This is a genomic window from Streptomyces sp. AA4 (assembly GCF_000158875.1).
Lineage (GTDB): Bacteria > Actinomycetota > Actinomycetes > Mycobacteriales > Pseudonocardiaceae > Amycolatopsis.
The window spans coordinates 6,820,403-6,837,531 of sequence record NZ_GG657746.1 but is presented as its reverse complement, the minus strand read 5'-3'; the positions used below and the strand labels follow the sequence as shown (position 1 = coordinate 6,837,531).

14 protein-coding genes and 1 tRNA gene are annotated in these 17,129 nt (G+C 70.0%); 12 read left to right on the top strand and 3 right to left on the bottom strand.

Translation table 11 applies throughout. The features are described 5' to 3' along the window. The first annotated feature begins 11 nt into the window (after positions 1-11). Both SSMG_RS31090 and SSMG_RS42720 read left to right on the top strand, forming a co-directional pair. Positions 12-1,184, top strand: coding sequence for an MFS transporter (locus tag SSMG_RS31090; protein ID WP_009082645.1), 1,173 nt, complete (start codon positions 12-14; stop codon positions 1,182-1,184). A gap of 77 nt (positions 1,185-1,261) precedes the next feature. After that, positions 1,262-2,716 (top strand): thioredoxin family protein, encoded by a 1,455-nt coding sequence (locus SSMG_RS42720; RefSeq protein ID WP_009082643.1) that lies wholly within the window; start codon positions 1,262-1,264, stop codon positions 2,714-2,716. Positions 2,717-3,885: 1,169 nt separating this feature from the next. On the opposite strand, the gene SSMG_RS31080 is transcribed toward SSMG_RS42720, so the two are convergent. Then, positions 3,886-3,958, bottom strand: a tRNA-Arg gene (locus tag SSMG_RS31080). A gap of 95 nt (positions 3,959-4,053) precedes the next feature. Between SSMG_RS31080 and SSMG_RS31075 the strand changes: the two genes are divergently transcribed. From SSMG_RS31075 to SSMG_RS31060, 4 genes are all read left to right on the top strand, one after another. Then, a complete protein-coding gene (locus SSMG_RS31075) occupies positions 4,054-5,175 on the top strand; it encodes an epoxide hydrolase family protein (protein ID WP_009082641.1) in 1,122 nt (373 codons plus the stop codon). Between the two features lie 134 nt (positions 5,176-5,309). After that, complete coding sequence (locus SSMG_RS31070; RefSeq protein ID WP_009082639.1) at positions 5,310-6,230, top strand: cation diffusion facilitator family transporter; 921 nt, start codon at positions 5,310-5,312, stop codon at positions 6,228-6,230. Between the two features lie 10 nt (positions 6,231-6,240). Continuing rightward, the gene (locus SSMG_RS31065; protein WP_009082637.1) at positions 6,241-6,837 is read left to right on the top strand and encodes a flavin reductase family protein; all 597 of its coding nucleotides are present in this window, start codon (positions 6,241-6,243) and stop codon (positions 6,835-6,837) included. A 149-nt stretch (positions 6,838-6,986) separates the two neighbouring features. Further along, entirely contained in the window at positions 6,987-8,138 is a 1,152-nt protein-coding gene (locus SSMG_RS31060; protein WP_037713211.1) for an IS481 family transposase, read from the top strand. A 69-nt stretch (positions 8,139-8,207) separates the two neighbouring features. Here the strand turns inward: SSMG_RS31060 and SSMG_RS31055 are convergent, their stop codons facing one another. Continuing rightward, positions 8,208-8,969: a DUF305 domain-containing protein gene (locus tag SSMG_RS31055; RefSeq protein ID WP_009082635.1), complete on the bottom strand. Its 762-nt coding sequence runs from the start codon at positions 8,967-8,969 to the stop codon at positions 8,208-8,210. Between the two features lie 2 nt (positions 8,970-8,971). Further along, complete coding sequence (locus SSMG_RS31050) at positions 8,972-9,808, bottom strand: DUF3105 domain-containing protein (RefSeq protein ID WP_037715418.1); 837 nt, start codon at positions 9,806-9,808, stop codon at positions 8,972-8,974. A 202-nt stretch (positions 9,809-10,010) separates the two neighbouring features. Between SSMG_RS31050 and argS the strand changes: the two genes are divergently transcribed. From argS to SSMG_RS31020, 6 genes are all read left to right on the top strand, one after another. Beyond that, positions 10,011-11,675 (top strand): arginine--tRNA ligase, encoded by a 1,665-nt coding sequence (argS, locus tag SSMG_RS31045; RefSeq protein WP_009082631.1) that lies wholly within the window; start codon positions 10,011-10,013, stop codon positions 11,673-11,675. A 3-nt stretch (positions 11,676-11,678) separates the two neighbouring features. Further along, on the top strand, positions 11,679-13,118 hold the full coding sequence (gene lysA, locus SSMG_RS31040; RefSeq protein WP_009082629.1) for a diaminopimelate decarboxylase: 1,440 nt from the start codon (positions 11,679-11,681) through the stop codon (positions 13,116-13,118). A 12-nt stretch (positions 13,119-13,130) separates the two neighbouring features. Further along, positions 13,131-14,456, top strand: a complete 1,326-nt coding sequence (locus SSMG_RS31035; RefSeq protein ID WP_255409891.1) for a homoserine dehydrogenase — start codon at positions 13,131-13,133, stop codon at positions 14,454-14,456. Positions 14,457-14,538: 82 nt separating this feature from the next. Continuing rightward, entirely contained in the window at positions 14,539-15,594 is a 1,056-nt protein-coding gene (thrC, locus tag SSMG_RS31030; protein WP_009082626.1) for a threonine synthase, read from the top strand. Beyond that, positions 15,591-16,481, top strand: coding sequence for a homoserine kinase (thrB, locus tag SSMG_RS31025; protein WP_009082624.1), 891 nt, complete (start codon positions 15,591-15,593; stop codon positions 16,479-16,481). The genes thrC and thrB overlap by 4 nt, the downstream gene beginning before the upstream one ends. Positions 16,482-16,887: 406 nt before the next feature. Then, positions 16,888-17,129: Rho termination factor N-terminal domain-containing protein (locus tag SSMG_RS31020; RefSeq protein WP_037715416.1), on the top strand; the 242-nt coding region annotated here is incomplete at its 3' end.

The following is a 17,129-nucleotide window of genomic DNA, read 5'->3' as shown; positions in this document are numbered from 1 at the left end:
CGGAGGATCCGATGACCGACCTCGCGCCGCGTCGCGCCGTCCTCGCGCTTTTGGCACTGGCTGCCGCAGTGTTCATCGGCTGCTTGACCGAGGTTGTCCCGGCCGGGATCCTGCTCCCGGCCGCCGCCGACCTCGGCGTGTCGCCCGCGGTGGCCGGCCAGCTCGTCACGGTGTACGCAGTCACGACGGCGGTCGGTGCGCTGCCGCTGACCGCAGCGTCCGCCCGGATGCCGCGCAAGACGCTCCTGCTTCTCCTGGTTGCCGGATTCTTCGCGACAAATCTGGTGGTCGCGGCTTCGCCGTGGTTCGCGCTGACGCTCGTGGCGAGAGTGGCTTCCGGCGCGATCACCGGCGTCTTGTGGTCGCTGGTGGCGAACTACGCGATGAGGCTGGTTCCGGCGGAACGCTCCGCCCGCGCGCTCGCCGTCGCGATGGCTGGCACTCCGATCGCGTTCGCATTCGGCGTACCTGCCGGTGCCGCGGTGGGGGAGACCATTGGCTGGCGCTGGGTGTTCGTCGGAATGGCGCTCCTCGCGGTGCCGCTGTTCTGGTGGATCGCGGTGGCGGTGCCGCCGTTGCCGGGCGACGCGCCCGGCGCTCCGATGCGTCTCTCGCTGGTTCTCCGCGTCCGGGGCCTTCGCTGGTTGCTCGTCGTGGTGGTCGCGTTCTCCTTGGGACACAACATCGTCTACACCTATCTCGGCTCGTTTTACGCAAGCCGTGGCCACCTCGAGTTGCTCAGCACGGGACTGCTGCTTTTCGGAGTGGCAACGGTTGCCGGTCTGTGGCTGGTCGGGCTTGTGCTCGACCGGTACCCGCGGGCAGTGCTCGTCTGCACCGCCTCGACAGTGGCCGTTTGCTTCGTCGTGCTTACTCTCGCCGGACGCGAGCCAGCAGTGTTGCTGACGGCAAGTGCGTTGTGGGGCTTCGCTTTCGGCGGCGCGCCGACTTCATTCCAAGCCGTTGCCGCCCTTCTCGCCGGTCGGCGGGCGGACCTTGCCCAAGCACTGATCGTCTCCGGCTGGAACGCCGCGGTCGCCGGCGGCGCCTTGGCCGGCGGACTGCTGCTCGCGGTGTCCGTGGACGCCCTGACCTGGGCCGCCTCGGCGCTGGCAGTCTTGCCGGTCTTCCTTGTTTCGCGAGTTTTCTCGCTTGTCGAGCCGGCGGACCTCGCCAAAGCCTGACCTGTCGCCGCGAGAAAGGAGCGGAATCCGCGGTCCGTACGTACAGAATGTTTCTCCTCTGATAGCAAAGGGATAAGATGGCTAAAGTATTGACGCGCCTCGCGGCCGGTGCGGCCCTCGCGGGCGCACTGACAGTCGGCTCGCTGGGCGGCACCGCGTTCGCTTCGCCTCAGCCGGCACCGACGGCAGCGGCCCCGGCAGCGGCGTTCCCGCCGATCGTCGATAACGCGGTCGACGTAGCCGACGCCGACTACGCGGCTCTGCTCCAGAAGTCGCGGTCGGTTCCGGTCGTGCTCGAAATGTCGTCCCAGGGATGCCAGCCGTGCGAGCAGCTGGCCCCGGTGCTGACCGGCAAGGCGAAGAACGACGCGGGGAAGTGGCTTCTCGCCCGCGTCGACGTGGGCAAGGATCCGGTGATCCGGCAGGCGTACGGCAGCCCGTGGACGCCTACCTTGATCGCCCTCAAGGACGGCAAGGAAGTCGGCCGGCACACCGGCTACAACAACAACAGCTACGGGGTCGAGAACTGGATCGACACCTTCGTGCAGGGGAAGCCGCTGCCCCCGGACCCGACAACCAAGTCGATCGGGCCGGACTTCGATTTCGGCGACCTTCTGGCCACCTCTCAAGGCCGCGTGGTCGTGACGTATTTCGGGAGGAACCTGCCGGACCCGGAGAGCAAGGTGCTCGAGAAGATCTCGGCTGAGGGGAAGGGCAAGTTCCTGGTCGCGCTCGCGGACGAGGCCAAAGTCCCGGATGTGGTGCGGGATCAGGGAATGGCCGGCAAGCGCGGCGTGATCGCTTACTACCACGGGGTCCCCGTCAACCAGACTTCGGTCAAGGACGAGGCGTCGCTGCGCGCGTGGATCACGACCGTCACGACCACGCACTATCCGGATCACCCCGAGGGCACTCGCAACGAGGTCTACCTGTCCGACGAGAAGGAACTCGACGAGGTGCTGGCCTACTCCCAGAACACCCCGGTGGTTATGGAGATCGGCACGCGCTGGTGCTACTACTGCAATCTGCTGTCGCCTATCGCCTCTCGGGCCGCTGCCAAGGCGGACGGTTCGTGGTTGCTCGTCCACGTGGACGCTGACGAGCTGCCCGGCATTGCCGACAAGTACCACGTGCGGGGTTATCCGACAACCGTGGTCATCAGCAAGGGGGCCGAGATCAAACGGTTCGATGGGCTGGCGTGGAAAACCGCGAACGAGTTGCTGACCGAGGTGAACCAGCTCATCGGCGTGCCCGTGCAGCAAACCGCGAACGGCAGCAGCGGTGCCGTGACCCAGAGCCGCCGGAATTCGACCGGGACCGTCGTTCAGTCTGCCGACGATTCGTCGGGAAACGTCACGCAGCTGGCACGCGACAGCAAGGGAGTTGTCACCCAGAGCGCCGACAAAACGACAGGTGAGGTCCGCCAGGACGCCAGCGGTTCGTCCGGCAGGGTGGTGCAGCAGGCGGACGGCGCCGGCGGCCAGGTGATCCAGCAGGCGAAGAATGCCAAGGGGCCGGTGCACCAGGACTAGGGACTGGAAAGAAATGTACCGCCGATAGCACCGGGCCGCCGTCGTTCCGCGACGGCGGCCCGGCGTCGCTCGGAGGGTTGGCGGTGCACGGAATGTTCCTCCCCAGGCCCGCCCGCACCGTCGCGAACCGGCGGTGGGCCGGACCGCGGCTGGGGCGATGGCTCCGGCGGCTCCGGATCGCCGAGTTCTCCGGCATCCGCCCTGGACGCTGGTTGGGGTACGACCCGGCTCTGCGCGAAGGAACGCCAGAGCGCGGTGGTGCCCCGCGCTCTGGCGTTTGTGCTCGCGAGTGCCGTGGGGGCACACATCGCGGACCAGTTTTCAGGCCCAGACGAAGGAATCGTTGGGCGTACTGCGTTGTTTGGCCGCTATGTGCGTTCGAGTCGCACGTGTCGTCGCTTCGGGAGTGCAGGGAGCTTCCGCACCGCGGCTTCGTGACCCATCACGGGGTGCTGGCCGAACTGCACGGAGTTGTGCGGTGGCCGGGGAATCCGGTGGAGTGCCCGGGACGAAGTGCGCGCGGCCGTTCGGGAACACCTGTCTCGACCCGTAGTTGGAGCCGCCCGGCTCGAACAGCGGACGAATATAGCGGGAGTGGGTGCTGGCCGGACTCGGCATCGACGGTGCGGCGGCAACCGGTCAGGCCGAGCCGAGGCGCGCGGGCGGCGAGTTCCAGCCCCCGGCGCGGTGTCGAGGAGGAGATCGAACGCTTTGCCAGACAAGGGACTCGAAGCCCTCGGTCGTCAGCTGACTCACATCCGCGAACCCGCCGGGGCTTCGCCTGTTCCCAGCCCGCCGCGTCCGGCATTCAGGAGCCACCCGCACACACGGCACCACTTCCCGGCAGCCGTCGGCGGCGGGCGAGCTTGTCGAACAGGGTTTGCGGCTTGGGATCGCTGTCGGAGAGCGGACAGTCGCGCAGCCGTTCGCCGTCAGCGTTCAATCCGGCCGAATAGTGCAGTGCTCTCAACGACTTTCAGTGCAGTCGCCCGCGCTCGAAGGGGTGAGGACGAGCGCGGCTTTGACGATGGCGCCGATCTTGCGTGGGCTGGCGGTGAGGTGGCGGAGTGCGCGCCCCGCCTCCCATGAGGCAAGAGCGATGACTTGACCAGCGCAAATACAAAACGAGGAGATGTCAGGCCTGACATCTCCTCGTACCCGTCTTTGTGTGCCCTCGGCAGGATTCGAACCTGCGACACCTGCCTCCGGAGGGCAGTGCTCTATCCCCTGAGCTACGAGGGCTCGCTTGCGCGACTGAAGAGAGCCTAGCGCATGCCTTAACCACCGCTCGCAGCGGGTATGAAGGCTTCGGAAGATCGACGCGGAGGGAGGCGGCGGTGGAGGCCGAACCGTTCCAGGTCAGGGTGGCGCAAGAGGACATCGAGGACGTCCGGGCGCGGTTGCGGCGCACTCGGTGGCCGGAGGCGGAGACCGTCGGCGGCTGGGAGCAAGGGGTGCCCCTCGCGTACGCCCGGGAGCTGTGTCGCAGCTGGGCCGAGGACTACGACTTCGGGTTCGCCGAGCGGCTCAACGTCTTCCCGCAGTTCCGCCAGGAGATCGACGGCCTCGGGATTCACTTCGTGCATCTCCGCTCGCCGGAGCCGGACGCGTTTCCGCTGGTGATCACGCACGGCTGGCCCGGCTCGGTGCTCGAATTCCTCGACCTTCTGGGTCCGCTGACCGATCCGCGGGCGCACGGGGGCGACCCGGCGGACGCGTTTCACGTCGTCGCGCCTTCGTTGCCGGGGTATGGCTGGAGTGACAAGCCCGCCAGCACCGGGTGGGGTGTGCGGCGGATCGCGACGGCGTGGGATCGGTTGATGGTCTCGCTCGGCTACGAGCGCTACGGCGCGCAGGGTGGCGACTGGGGGTCGGCGGTCTCGGGCGCGCTCGGCGAGGTGGCCAGGGAGCGGGTCGCGGGGGTGCACGTCAACATGGCGGCCGCGCCTCAAGGCCAGTTCGAGGACGAGACCGACGAGGAGCGCGAAGGGGCGCAGGCCGCGGCGGAGTTCCGGCGTACCGGGCAGGGGTATTCGGCTCAGCAGGGCACGCGGCCGCAAACGCTTGGCTACGGTCTGACTGACTCGCCAGCCGGACAGGCGGCCTGGATTGCCGAGAAGTTCTGGGCGTGGACCGACAACGACGGCCACCCCGAGGACGCGGTCACCCGGCAGCAGCTTCTCGACGCGATCTCGGCGTACTGGTTCACCGCGTCGGCGACGTCGTCCGCGCGGCTGTATTGGGAGAGCTACCGCAGCTTCGGCGACCTGGTCACGGCGCCGTCCGGGATCTCGGTCTATCCGCGGGACATCGTCCGTCCGTCACGGCGGCAGGCGGAGCTGAAGTACACCGATCTGCGCTGGTTCGAGCGGCTGCCGCGCGGCGGGCACTTCGCGGCGATGGAACAACCGGCGTCGCTCGTCGAGCAGATCCGCGGGTTCTTCCGGCTCGTGCGCTGAGCTTTCCCACCTCGCGGAACAGGGCTGGGAAATCCGCTCCGCCAGGCATTAGGGTGAAGTTAGGCTACCCTATATTGCATATATGCGCATACCACTATATATTCCTCTCGACACCGAAACCTGGGAGGCGAGCGATGGGACACGGGCACGGCCACGGGCACACCGCCGCTCCGGCGAGCGCGTCCGGCCGCTACGTCCGCGCGCTGCTGATCGCTCTCGCGGTCGGTGCCGGGTTCATGGTGCTGGAATTCGCGGTCGGTTTCGCGACCGGCTCGCTCGCGCTGATCTCCGACGCCGCGCACATGTTCACCGACGTCCTCGGCGTCGGCATGGCGCTCGCCGCGATCGTGCTCGCGCGCCGCAGCGGGCCCACGCCCAGTCGTACGTTCGGCATGTACCGGGCGGAAGTCCTTGCCGCGCTTGCCAATGCGGTGCTGCTGTTCGGCGTCGCGGGGTACGTGGCGGTTGAGGCGATCGGCCGGATCACCGACCCGCCGGAGGTGCCTGGCCTGCCGGTGCTGCTCGCCGCGGCCGCGGGGCTCGTCGCCAACGTGGTGTCGTTCCTCGTGCTGCGCGCGGGCGCGAAAGAGAGCCTGAACGTCCGCGGCGCGTACCTCGAAGTGCTCGCTGACCTCGTCGGCTCGGTCGGCGTGCTGCTCAGCGGCGCGATCACGCTCACCACCGGTTGGCGCTACGCCGACCCGATCATCGGTGTCGCGATCGGCCTGTTCGTGCTGCCGCGCACCTGGACGCTCGCCCGTCGCGCGCTGCGGATCCTGTTCCAGCACGCGCCCGCCGGCGTGGACGTCGGCGAGATCAGCACCGAACTCGCCGCGCTGCCGGGGGTCGCCGACGTGCACGACCTGCACGTCTGGACGCTGACCTCGGGCATGGAGGTCGCTTCGGCACACCTGACGGTGCGGGCCGACGCCGAACAGTCCGCCGTGCTCACCAAGGCCCAGGACCTGCTTTCGGCCCGCTACGAGATCAAGCACGCGACGCTTCAGGTCGAGGGACCGCAATGCGCCCGCCGGTGCGCGGAGCTCTCCTGGTAGACCGGGGGCTATGCGCAAGGACTTCGACCCCGCCCAGCTGGCCCCGAACGCGTTCTACCACCTGCTGACCGCGACCGTCGTGCCGCGGCCCATCGCCTGGGTGTCGAGCGTTTCCCGCGACGGAGTGGACAACCTCGCGCCGCATTCGTTCTTCACCGTCGCCTCGGCCGCGCCCGCGGTCCTGCAGTTCACCTCGGTCGGGCGGAAGGACACCCTGCGCAACGTCGAGGCGACCCGGCAGTTCGTGGTCAACCTCGCGCCCGAGCCGCTGTTCGAGCAGATCAACGCGACCGGCGCGGATTTCCCGCCGGAACTGAGCGAATTCGACGAGGCCGGGCTGACCCGCGAGCCGAGCCTGAAGGTCCGCCCGCCGCGGGTCGCGGAATCGCCGGTCGCGTTCGAATGCGAACTGCACAGCACGGTCGGTTTCGGGCGTTCGACAGTGGTGTTCGGCCGGGTCGTGCACCTCGCGGTCAACGAGGACGTGCTCGACGGCGACCACCCGATGATCGACCGGCTGCGGCCGCTGTCCCGGCTCGGGCGCGACGAGTGGGGGACGCTGGGCGACGTCAAGGAACTGGCGCGGCCGACATACAAAAGCTCGTGAGTGTTAAAACCGGTTCTAACCGGCTGTCTGAGTTCAGGACATCGTGAACAGGTGATGTTTCAGGACATCGTGGACACTGACCGGCCTGTCGGTCTGGTCGCCACGGCTGCTGTGGTGATCATGCGGCGATGGGCAGAGCAGGGTTTTCGATGGATCCTGAGTTCGTCGCCGCGGTCGCTGGCGCCGCCGCGGGCGAAGACGTCAACATCGCGCGGTTCTGCCGCGAGCACGGTGTGTCCCGGACGGTGTTCCACAAGTACCTGAACCGGTTCCGGGCCGAGGGCGCCGACGGGTTCACCCGCCGCAGCACCGCCCCGCACCGCCGCCCGACCGCGCTCGGGACGGAGGTGGCGGAGGCGGTGCTGCGTGCCCGCAAGGAACTCGCCGACGAAGGGCTCGACAACGGGCCGATCTCGATCCGCTGGCGGCTGGAAGCCCAGGGCGCCGCTGCGGTGCCGTCGCAGTCGGCGGTCTACCGGATCCTGCGCGCCCACGGGCAGATCGTCCCGCAGCCGCGCAAGAAACCCCGGACGCGGCGCCGGTTCGAATACGCCGACCCCAACGGCTGCTGGCAGATCGACGGCATGGAGCACCACCTGGCCGACGGGACGAAGGTCTGCATCATCCAGATCCTCGACGACCACTCCCGCCTCGACGTCGGCGCCTACGCGGCGACCGGCGAGACCACCGCCGCCACCTGGGCCGCCCTGCAACACGCCTTCGCCGGACACGGCCTGCCCGTGGCGCTGCTGTCGGACAACGGGCTCGCCTTCTCGGGCAAACACCGCGGCCGCATGGTCGAACTCGAACGCCGCCTCGCCGCCCTCGGGATAACCGCGATCGCCGCCGCCCCGCACCACCCGCAAACCTGCGGCAAGAACGAACGCAGCCATCAGACCCTGCAGAAATGGCTCGCCGCCCGACCGGCCGCCGGCACACTCGCCCAGCTGCAGGAACTGCTCGACGAATACCGGACGATCTACAACCACCGCCGCCACCAAAGCCTCAACGGCGACACGCCCCGGCAGCGCTACGACGCCCGGCCCAAAGCCGTCCCCGCCACCGGGCCGCGCCGGCCCAGCGGCCTCGCCACCCGGCCCGTCTCGGCCACCGGCGTCATCGCGTTCTCCGGATGCTCCATCGTCCTGGGACGCCGATGGGCCGGACACACCGCCAGCGTCTACTGGCAAGGCGACCGCGTCACCGTCATGATCAACGACACGATCGCCCGCCAGCTCACCCTGGACCGATCAGTACGCTACCAACGCCTCGCCAACCAAAAACTGCCCACAAAGTCCTGAAACACATCTGTTCACGAAGTCCTGAAACATGGCAACCGGTTCTAACCGGCTTTAACACTCACGAGCTTTTCACGGGGCGGGCAGCGGCTGCGCGTCCCGCGCCTTCAGCATCATCTTCATCTGGTCCATTTCCGCGCCCTGCGACACCAGCATGCTGCGGCACAAGGCTTTCACCGCGTCGTTGGACGTGTGGGCCTGCGCGTACTCGGCCATCGCGACGCCGCCCTGGTGGTGCCGCAGCATCAGCTGCAGGAACTCGACGTCCAGCGCGCGGCCGGACAGCGTGCGCAGCTTCGTCAGCTCCGCCTCGGTGGCCATGCCCGGCATCGGCGCGCCGCCCGCCGGGGCGCTGGTCGGCATCTGCATGCCCGCGTGCCCCATCGGCTCGGTCATCCACGTCATGTACGCGCCGGTCGCCTGCTCGGGCTGGTCCCACAGCATGAGCCAGCCCTTCATCCGCCCGACCTGCTCGGTCTGCGTGCGCTCGATGTCGAACGCGAGCTGGCGGATCTCCGGGTCGGTCGAATGGTCGCGCGCCCAGCCGGCCATGGTGACCGCCTGCAGGTGGTGCACCGACATGTCCTGGGCGAACCCGACCTCGACCGAACCCGCGCCCGGCGTCGCGGGGGCCGCGTCGCCGCCGTCGGTGAGCCGCGTCGCGAAGACCCCGATCGCGGCCCCGACCAGCAGCACCGCGATCAGCGTCCCGCCGATGACCACCCACCGGGACCAGCCGGTCCGTTCCGCCGGGGCGGACTCCTCGGCGAACTCGGGCTCGGCGGCTTCGGCCGGGGCTCCGCCCGTCTCGGTCCGGTCTTCGGAGCGCCCCACGGTCACTGCCCGGCCGGCGGGGTCCCCGGCATGCCGCCCTGCTCGCCCTGCGCGCCGGTGGTGCCCTTGTAGTCCATCGGCTTCGCGTCCTTGCCCGGCTTGCTCGGGTCGAACTTCGGCGGGTTGCTCGGGTCGAACATGCCCTTGCCGAGCGCGTCGCACGAGGCGCCGATCTCCGGGTACACGCCGTTCGGGTTGGTCCGCAGCGCGGCGATGAACTGGTCGATGCGCGGGTCGTCGGCGCTGTCCAGCTTCAGCTGGTGGCCCCACGACTGCAGCGAGATCGGCTTGTCCAGGCCCGGGTAGGGCGACATCATCGTGTACGGCTTGCCCTTGACCCGCGCCTCGAGCAGCGCGACCTGGTCGCCCTTGATCTGGTCCGGGTTGTAGGCGATCCACACCGTGCCGTGCTCGAGCGAGTGCACCATGTTCTCGTTGCGCACCGCCTCCGGGTAGACGATGCCGGTGCACGCGGCCCAGTAGCCGTCGTGCGGGCCGCCGAACGGCGGGCTCTGGTCGTAGGCCACCCGTTCGGTGGGCAGGATGTGCACCGAACCGGGGTACTGCTTGATGACCACCCCGGGGATCTTCTTCGACGGGTCCGGGTTGCTCGCGGTCGGCGCGAAGGCGGCGGCGGCCTCGTCCCTGGACTTCTGGTCGCGCTTGGGCGCGGAAGCCTGCAGGTAGTAGACGATGACGCCGGCCAGCAGGGCGACCACCACGACGACGCCGATGATGGTGCCCCAGGGCGTACGCTTGCCCGCGACGACCGAGCGGTTCTTCGCCGCCTTCACCGCGGACGCGGACGAGCCCTTCTTCTTGGTGGTCCCGTTGGCCATGATTGCCGAGATCTCCTCGTGAGAGCGGGGGAGGGATCCGGACGGACCCTGCCGGTAGCCCAGTGTAGAGACCGGGCGTGCGATCACCGTGAACACCCGCGAGGCGCCCCGGCGAGCGGAACATCCGCCTCCGGTGTGCCCGCCGTCTCGCGAGCGCGTACCGCTTCGAGCGCGCGGCCGGAGCGCACCTAGAATTCGGCGAGTGACTCCCGCCGCTCTCGCCGATCTGGTCCGCAGCTCCGCCGTGCAGGTCCTCGCCGCACGGGGCGTCGACGCCGCCGTGCTGCCGGAGACCGTGACCATCGAACGCCCGCGCAACCCGGACCACGGAGACTACGCGACCAACCTCGCGCTGCAGGTGGCGAAGAAGGCCGGGCTGAAACCGCGCGAGTTCGCCGAGGCGCTCGCCGAGGTCGTCGCGGGGGCGGACGGCGTGGCCGCGGCCGAGGTCGCCGGACCGGGTTTCCTCAACTTCCGGCTCGCCGCGGACGCGCAGGGCGAGGTCGTGCGCCAGGTGCTGGCCGCGGGCGCGGAGTACGGCCGCGGCGACGCGCTGGCCGGGCGGCGGATCAACCTGGAGTTCGTCTCGGCGAACCCGACCGGTCCGATCCACCTCGGCGGCACGCGCTGGGCCGCGGTCGGCGACGCGCTGGGCCGGGTGCTCGGCGCGCAGGGCGCGGACGTCACCCGGGAGTACTACTTCAACGACGCCGGCGCGCAGATCGACCGCTTCGTGCGTTCGCTGATCGCCGCCGCGAAGGGCGAGCCCGCGCCGGAGGACGGCTACGCGGGCGGCTACATCAGCGACATCGCGGCCGAAGTGCTCAAGGCCGAGCCGAGCGCGCTGAGCCTGCCCGAGGTGCAGCGGCACGAGACTTTCCGGCGCATCGGCATCGAGCTGATGTTCAGCCAGATCAAGCAGAGCCTGCACGAGTTCGGCACCGATTTCGACGTCTACTTCCACGAGAACTCGCTGCACGAATCCGGCGCGGTCGACGCGGCGGTGCAGCAGCTCAAGGACTCCGGCAACCTCTACTTCGCCGACGGCGCGTGGTGGCTGAAGTCCAGCGAGTACGGCGACGACAAGGACCGCGTCGTCCTCAAGAAGGACGGCAACCCGGCCTACATCGCGGGCGACCTCGCCTACTTCAAGGACAAGCGCAACCGCGGTTTCGACCTGTGCATCTACATGCTGGGCGCGGACCACCACGGCTACATCGCGCGGCTCAAGGCGGCCGCCGCGGCGTTCGGCGACGACCCGGCCACGGTCGAGGTGCTGATCGGCCAGATGGTGAACCTGGTCAGCGACGGCAAGCCGGTGCGGATGTCCAAGCGCGCGGGCACCGTGATCACGCTCGAGGACCTCGTCGAGGCGGTCGGCGTCGACCCGGCCCGCTACGAGCTGATCCGGTACTCCGTCGATTCCTCTTTGGACATCGATCTGGACTTGCTGCGCAAGCATTCCAACGACAACCCGGTCTACTACGTGCAGTACGCGCACGCCCGGCTGTCGTCGCTGCGGCGCGGCGCGGCGGACCTCGGCCTCAAGGTCGACGAGTCCGGCGCGGACGCCGATTTCGGACTGCTCACCCTGCCTGCCGAAGGCGACCTGATCCGCACCATCGGCGAATTCCCTGCGGTGGTGCGGCGGGCGGCGGAGATGCGCGAACCGCATCGCGTGGCCCGCTACCTCGAGGAACTGGCCGGCGCGTACCACAAGTTCTACACCGTGGGCCGGGTCCTCCCGCAGGGCGACGAGGAGGCCACTCCCCTCACGTACGCCCGGCTCGCTCTGTGTGAAGCCGCGCGCCAGGTGCTGGCGAACGGCCTGTCGCTGCTCGGTGTCTCCGCTCCGGAACGGATGTAAACAATGGCGCACCCCGCGGGCCCCCGCCACGCCGACGTCTACCCCCATGCCGACGCCTCCGGGTTCCCGCCCGCGAGTGCCGGCGAACTCGACCAGCTGCCCGCGAAAGTGTGGCCGCGCAACGTTTATCGCGCCGCGGACGGCGTCGTCCGGATCGCCGGGGTCGACGTGCGCGACCTCGCGCAGACCTACGGCACGCCGCTCTTCGTGGTCGACGAGGCGGACTTCAAGTCCCGCTGCGCCGACTACGCCGAGGCGTTCGACGACCCGGCGCTCGTGCACTACGCGTCGAAGGCCTTCCTGTCCGTCGAGGTCGCCCGGTGGGTGGCCGAGCAGGGGCTGAGCCTCGACGTCTGCAGCGGCGGCGAGCTGGCCGTCGCGCTGCGCGCGAACTTCCCGGTGGAGCGGATCACGTTCCACGGCAACAACAAATCGGTCGCCGAGCTGGACGCGGCCGTCGAGGCCGGCGTCGGCACCGTGGTGGTCGACTCGTACTACGAGATCGCCCGGCTCGCCGAAATCGCCGCCGCGCACGAGATCGAGCAGAAGGTGCTCGTCCGGGTGACGGTCGGCGTCGAGGCGCACACCCACGAGTTCATCGCGACCGCGCACGAGGACCAGAAGTTCGGTTTCTCGCTGGCGTCCGGCGACGCCGCCGAAGCCGTCCGCCGCGTGCTGAACGCGCCGTCGCTGAAGCTGGTCGGCCTGCACAGCCACATCGGTTCGCAGATCTTCGACGCCGACGGGTTCGAGGTGGCCGCGCGCCGCGTCGTCGGCCTGCTCGCGGACCTGGCCAAGGAACACGGCCCGGAGCTGCTGGAGCAGATGAACGTCGTCGACCTCGGCGGCGGTTTCGGCATCGCGTACACCGAAAAGGACAACCCGCCGCCGCCCTCGCAGATGATCACGCAGATCCGCGAGATCGTCCGCAAGGAATGCGCGTACGCCGAACTGCCGGTGCCGCGCATCGCGGGCGAACCCGGCCGCGCGATCGCCGGTCCGGGCACGTTCACCCTGTACGAAGTGGGCACGATCAAGGACGTGGCGCTCGGCGACGAGACCGCCCGCCGGTACGTCAGTGTCGACGGCGGCATGAGCGACAATATCCGCACGGCGCTCTACGACGCGGTGTACGACTGCCGCGTGGTTTCGCGGTCCGCCAGCGACACTGCGGACGGCGACGACCCGGCGACCCCCACGTTGTCTCGCGTGGTGGGAAAACACTGTGAGTCCGGCGACATCGTCGTCCGAGACTGCTGGCTGCCAGACACGCTGGCTCCCGGCGACCTGCTGGCCGTCGCGGCGACCGGCGCCTACTGCTACGCGATGGCCAGCGGTTACAACCGGCTGCCGCGACCCGCGGTGGTCGCCGTGCGCAACGGCTCCGCCCGGCTGCTGCTGCGCAGGGAGACGACGGACGACATGCTGCGCCTGGAGGTTTGAGAAGTGTCCACTGTGTCTCCGAAAAGCCCGTCGCCGGCGGACCGCGCGCCCATCCGGGTCGCGATGCTCGGCTGCGGCACGGTCGGCAGCGAGGTCGCCCGGCTGCTCACCGAACAGGCCGGCGAGCTGGCGGCCCGCGCGGGCGCGCCGGTGGAACTGGTCGGCATCGCGGTGCGGCGGCCGGACAAGCACCCGGAACTGCCCGCCGAGCTGCTGACCGACGACGCCGCGGCGCTGGTCGCGCGGGACGACGTCGACGTGGTGGTCGAACTGGTCGGCGGGATCGACCCGGTGCGCAGCTGGCTGCTCACCGCGCTGAACGCGGGCAAATCCGTGGTCACCGCCAACAAGGCGCTGCTCGCCGAGTATTCGGCCGAGTTGTTCGAGGCGTCCGACGCCAGCGGCGCGGACCTCTACTTCGAGGCCGCCGTCGCCGGGGCCATCCCGCTGCTGCGCCCGCTGCGCGAATCGCTGGCCGGCGACCGGATCACCCGCGTGATGGGGATCGTCAACGGCACCACCAACTACATCCTCTCCGCCATGGACGCCACCGGCGCGGGCTACGCCGAAACGCTCGACGAGGCCAGCCGGCTCGGCTACGCGGAAGCGGACCCGACGGCGGACGTCGACGGGTACGACGCCGCGTCGAAGGCCGCGATCCTCGCCTCGCTGGCGTTCCACTCCCGGGTCACCGCGAAAGACGTGCACCGCGAAGGCATCGCCGACGTCACGGCGTCCGACCTCGCCGCGGCGCGCACGCTCGGCCGCACGGTGAAGCTGCTGGCGATCTGCGAACGCGTCACCGCGGACGACGGCACGGAATCGGTGTCCGCCCGCGTGCATCCGGTGATGATTCCGCGCAGCCACCAGCTGGCCGGCGTCGGCGGCGCGTTCAACGCCGTCTACGTCGAAGCGGACGCGGCCGGCGAATTGATGTTCTACGGCCAGGGCGCGGGCGGCGCGCCGACCGCGAGCGCGGTGCTCGGCGATCTCGTCGCGGTGGCGCGCAACCAGGTGCTCGGCGGCCGCGGCCCGCGCGAATCGGCGCACGCCGCGCTGCCGGTGCGGCCGATGGGCCAGACGCCGACGCGCTACCACGTGAGCCTCGACGTCGCGGACCGCGCGGGCGTGCTCGCCCAGGTGGCGCAAGCGTTCGCCGCGCACGGCGTGAGCATCGCCGCGGTGCGCCAGCGCGACGCGAACGACACCGCGAGCCTCGTCGTGGTGACCCATCTCGCGCCCGACGCGGCTTTGCAGTCCACTGTGGACGAAATCGCGAAACTCGATGTGGTGCACGAGGTGGTCAGCGTGATGCGGGTGGAAGGCGAAGACGCATGAGCGCGGCTGGCAAGCGAATCATGGATATTCCTGCTTCCGCCTCGCCGATGCGCATGGTGAAACTCCGAATCGAGGCAGCAGCATGAGTTCCTGGCCGGGAATTATCGAGGCGTACCGCGACCGGATTCCGGTCCCCGACGGGGCGCGCGTGGTCACGCTCGGCGAGGGCAACACCCCGCTGCTGCCCGCCGCGCATCTGTCCGAGCTGACCGGCTGCACGGTCTACCTGAAGGTCGAGGGCGCGAACCCGACCGGCTCGTTCAAGGACCGCGGGATGACCGTGGCGATCACGCACGCGCTCGCGAGCGGCCTCCAGGCGGTGATCTGTGCGTCCACCGGCAACACCTCGGCGTCGGCCGCCGCGTACGCCGCGCGGGCCGGGCTCACCTGCGCGGTGCTGGTTCCGCAGGGCAAGATCGCGATGGGCAAGCTCGCCCAGGCGGTGCTGCACGGCGCGCGGATCCTGCAGGTCGACGGGAACTTCGACGATTGCCTCGAACTCGCCCGCAAGACCGCCGCGGACTATCCGGTCACGCTGGTCAACTCGGTCAACCCGGTGCGCATCGCCGGCCAGAAGACCGCGGCGTTCGAGATTTGCGACGTCCTCGGCGAGGCCCCGGACGTGCACTGCCTCCCGGTGGGCAACGCGGGCAACATCACCGCGTACTGGAAGGGGTATTCGGAGTACGCGGCCGACGGTGTGGTCAAGAACACCCCGCGGATGTTCGGGTTCCAGGCCGCCGGCGCCGCGCCGCTGGTGCACGGCGAGCCGGTTTCCGACCCCGACACCATCGCGACCGCGATCCGCATCGGCAGCCCGGCTTCGTGGGCGGGCGCGGTCTCCGCGCGCGACGAGTCGGACGGCCTGTTCGAGGCGATCACCGACGAGAAGATCCTTGAGGCGTACCGGCTGCTGGCCCGTCGCGAGGGCGTCTTCGTGGAGCCCGCGTCCGCGACGAGCGTGGCGGGCCTGCTGGCCACCGCGGCGGACGGTCGCCTGCCGAAGGGCTCGAAGGTCGTCTGCACGGTCACCGGGCACGGCCTGAAGGACCCGGCCACGGCGTTGGAGGGCAACGTCGAGGTGGAACCGCTCGCGGTCGACCCGACGGCCGTCGCGGCGGCGCTGGACCTGCGATGACGGTCCCGCGCGGGTTCCGCGCGACGGTCCCGGCGTCGACGGCGAACCTCGGCCCGGGATTCGACGCGCTCGGCCTCGCCCTGTCCCGCTACGACGTGGTCGAGCTGCAGGTCACCGAGGGCGGACTGAAGATCGAGGTGCTCGACGCGGGCGCGGGCGACGTCGAGGACGTGCCGACCGACGAATCCCACCTGGTGGTCCGCGCGCTCCGGCGAGCCTGCGAACACCTGGACGTCCGGCCGCCGGGCCTGCATCTCCGGTGCCACAACAGCATTCCGCACGCGCGCGGTCTCGGGTCGTCGGCCGCCGCGGTGGTGACCGGCGTGGCGCTGGGCTACGCGCTGGCGGAGCGTCCGCTCGACGCCGACGCGCTGCAGCTCGCGGCCGAGTTCGAGGGCCACGCGGACAACGCGGCGGCGAGCCTGTTCGGCGGCCTCGTGGTGGCGTGGTCCGAGGACGGCCGGTTCCGCGCCGAACGCGTCGAGCCGAACCCGGCGATCCGGCCGGTGGTCGCGGTGCCCGCGGAGAAGTCGTCCACCAAAACGACCCGCGGCCTGCTTCCGGCGCAGGTGCCGCACGCCGACGCGGCGCACAGCGCGGGGCGGGCGGCACTCGCCGTCCTGGCCGTCACCGAGCGGCCCGACCTGCTGCTGGCCGCCACCGAGGACCGGCTGCACCAGGACTACCGCGCCGAGGCGTACCCGGCGAGCGCCGCACTCGTGCGCACGCTGCGTGCCCACGGCGTGCCCGCGACGATCTCCGGAGCCGGCCCGACTGTGCTCGCTCTCACTCTGACGGGAATACTCCCGGCGGGCGTGGACGTTACCGGCTTCGACGTCTCCGAATTGCCCGTGGACCGCGACGGCGTGCAGGTTGTGCCCAGGTGACGACCTGGTCACAGGCTAGACGGCAGCGTGCGCCACGCGGGGGGTGGTTGTTGCACCCGGACAGGGCGCGGTCTACCCTCGGGGGCGTTCGATCACCGTGCGTTTCCGCACCCGATGCCGGGCCTGTTCGCCCCTAGCGGCGGCTCCGGTCCGCATCCTTCGTCGATCCGCCGATTCCGCACCGCCTGGCACGCGGGAGGCGGAGGGACGCAGGCGGGTTTCCGGTTCCGGCGGTGCCGAATTCCGCTTTCTCCGTCCGGAGGGGGCAAACACCCTGTGCTGGCGGCGCTTCGCTGTGTTTCGCACGGCTGGGCGCGAGCCGTCCGCATCGGAGGCAGAAGCCGTCTCGCTACCGGCGGCAGTCCGCTGATCCACCTGGAACGTGGATCGGTCAGGAAGGACATGTGTGAGCAACACCGATCTGTTGAGCGGCGACGTGGAGACCCCCGCCGCGGCCGCTGAGACCAATGGGGCCGCGGCCGCTCCGAAGCGCCGCACCGGGGGCCTGTCCGGAATGGTCATCGCCGAGCTCCGCCAGCTGGCGGGCGAACTGGGTGTGGGCGAGACCACCGGCATGCGCAAGGGGGACCTGATCGCGGCGATCCGCGAGCGCCAGGGCAAGAGCAAGAAGCGCGCCTCCGCGCCCGC

What these genes read in the sequence shown, in the direction of transcription:
- SSMG_RS31090 (WP_009082645.1), top strand. Translation starts at nt 12, where the DNA reads ATGACCGACCTCGCGCCGCGTCGCGCCGTCCTCGCGCTTTTGGCACTG.
- SSMG_RS42720 (WP_009082643.1), top strand. Translation starts at nt 1,262, where the DNA reads ATGGCTAAAGTATTGACGCGCCTCGCGGCCGGTGCGGCCCTCGCGGGC.
- SSMG_RS31070 (WP_009082639.1), top strand. Translation starts at nt 5,310, where the DNA reads ATGGGACACGGGCACGGCCACGGGCACACCGCCGCTCCGGCGAGCGCG.
- SSMG_RS31065 (WP_009082637.1), top strand. Translation starts at nt 6,241, where the DNA reads ATGCGCAAGGACTTCGACCCCGCCCAGCTGGCCCCGAACGCGTTCTAC.
- SSMG_RS31060 (WP_037713211.1), top strand. Translation starts at nt 6,987, where the DNA reads ATGGATCCTGAGTTCGTCGCCGCGGTCGCTGGCGCCGCCGCGGGCGAA.
- SSMG_RS31050 (WP_037715418.1), bottom strand. Translation starts at nt 9,808, where the DNA reads ATGGCCAACGGGACCACCAAGAAGAAGGGCTCGTCCGCGTCCGCGGTG.
- lysA (WP_009082629.1), top strand. Translation starts at nt 11,679, where the DNA reads ATGGCGCACCCCGCGGGCCCCCGCCACGCCGACGTCTACCCCCATGCC.
- thrC (WP_009082626.1), top strand. Translation starts at nt 14,539, where the DNA reads ATGAGTTCCTGGCCGGGAATTATCGAGGCGTACCGCGACCGGATTCCG.
- thrB (WP_009082624.1), top strand. Translation starts at nt 15,591, where the DNA reads ATGACGGTCCCGCGCGGGTTCCGCGCGACGGTCCCGGCGTCGACGGCG.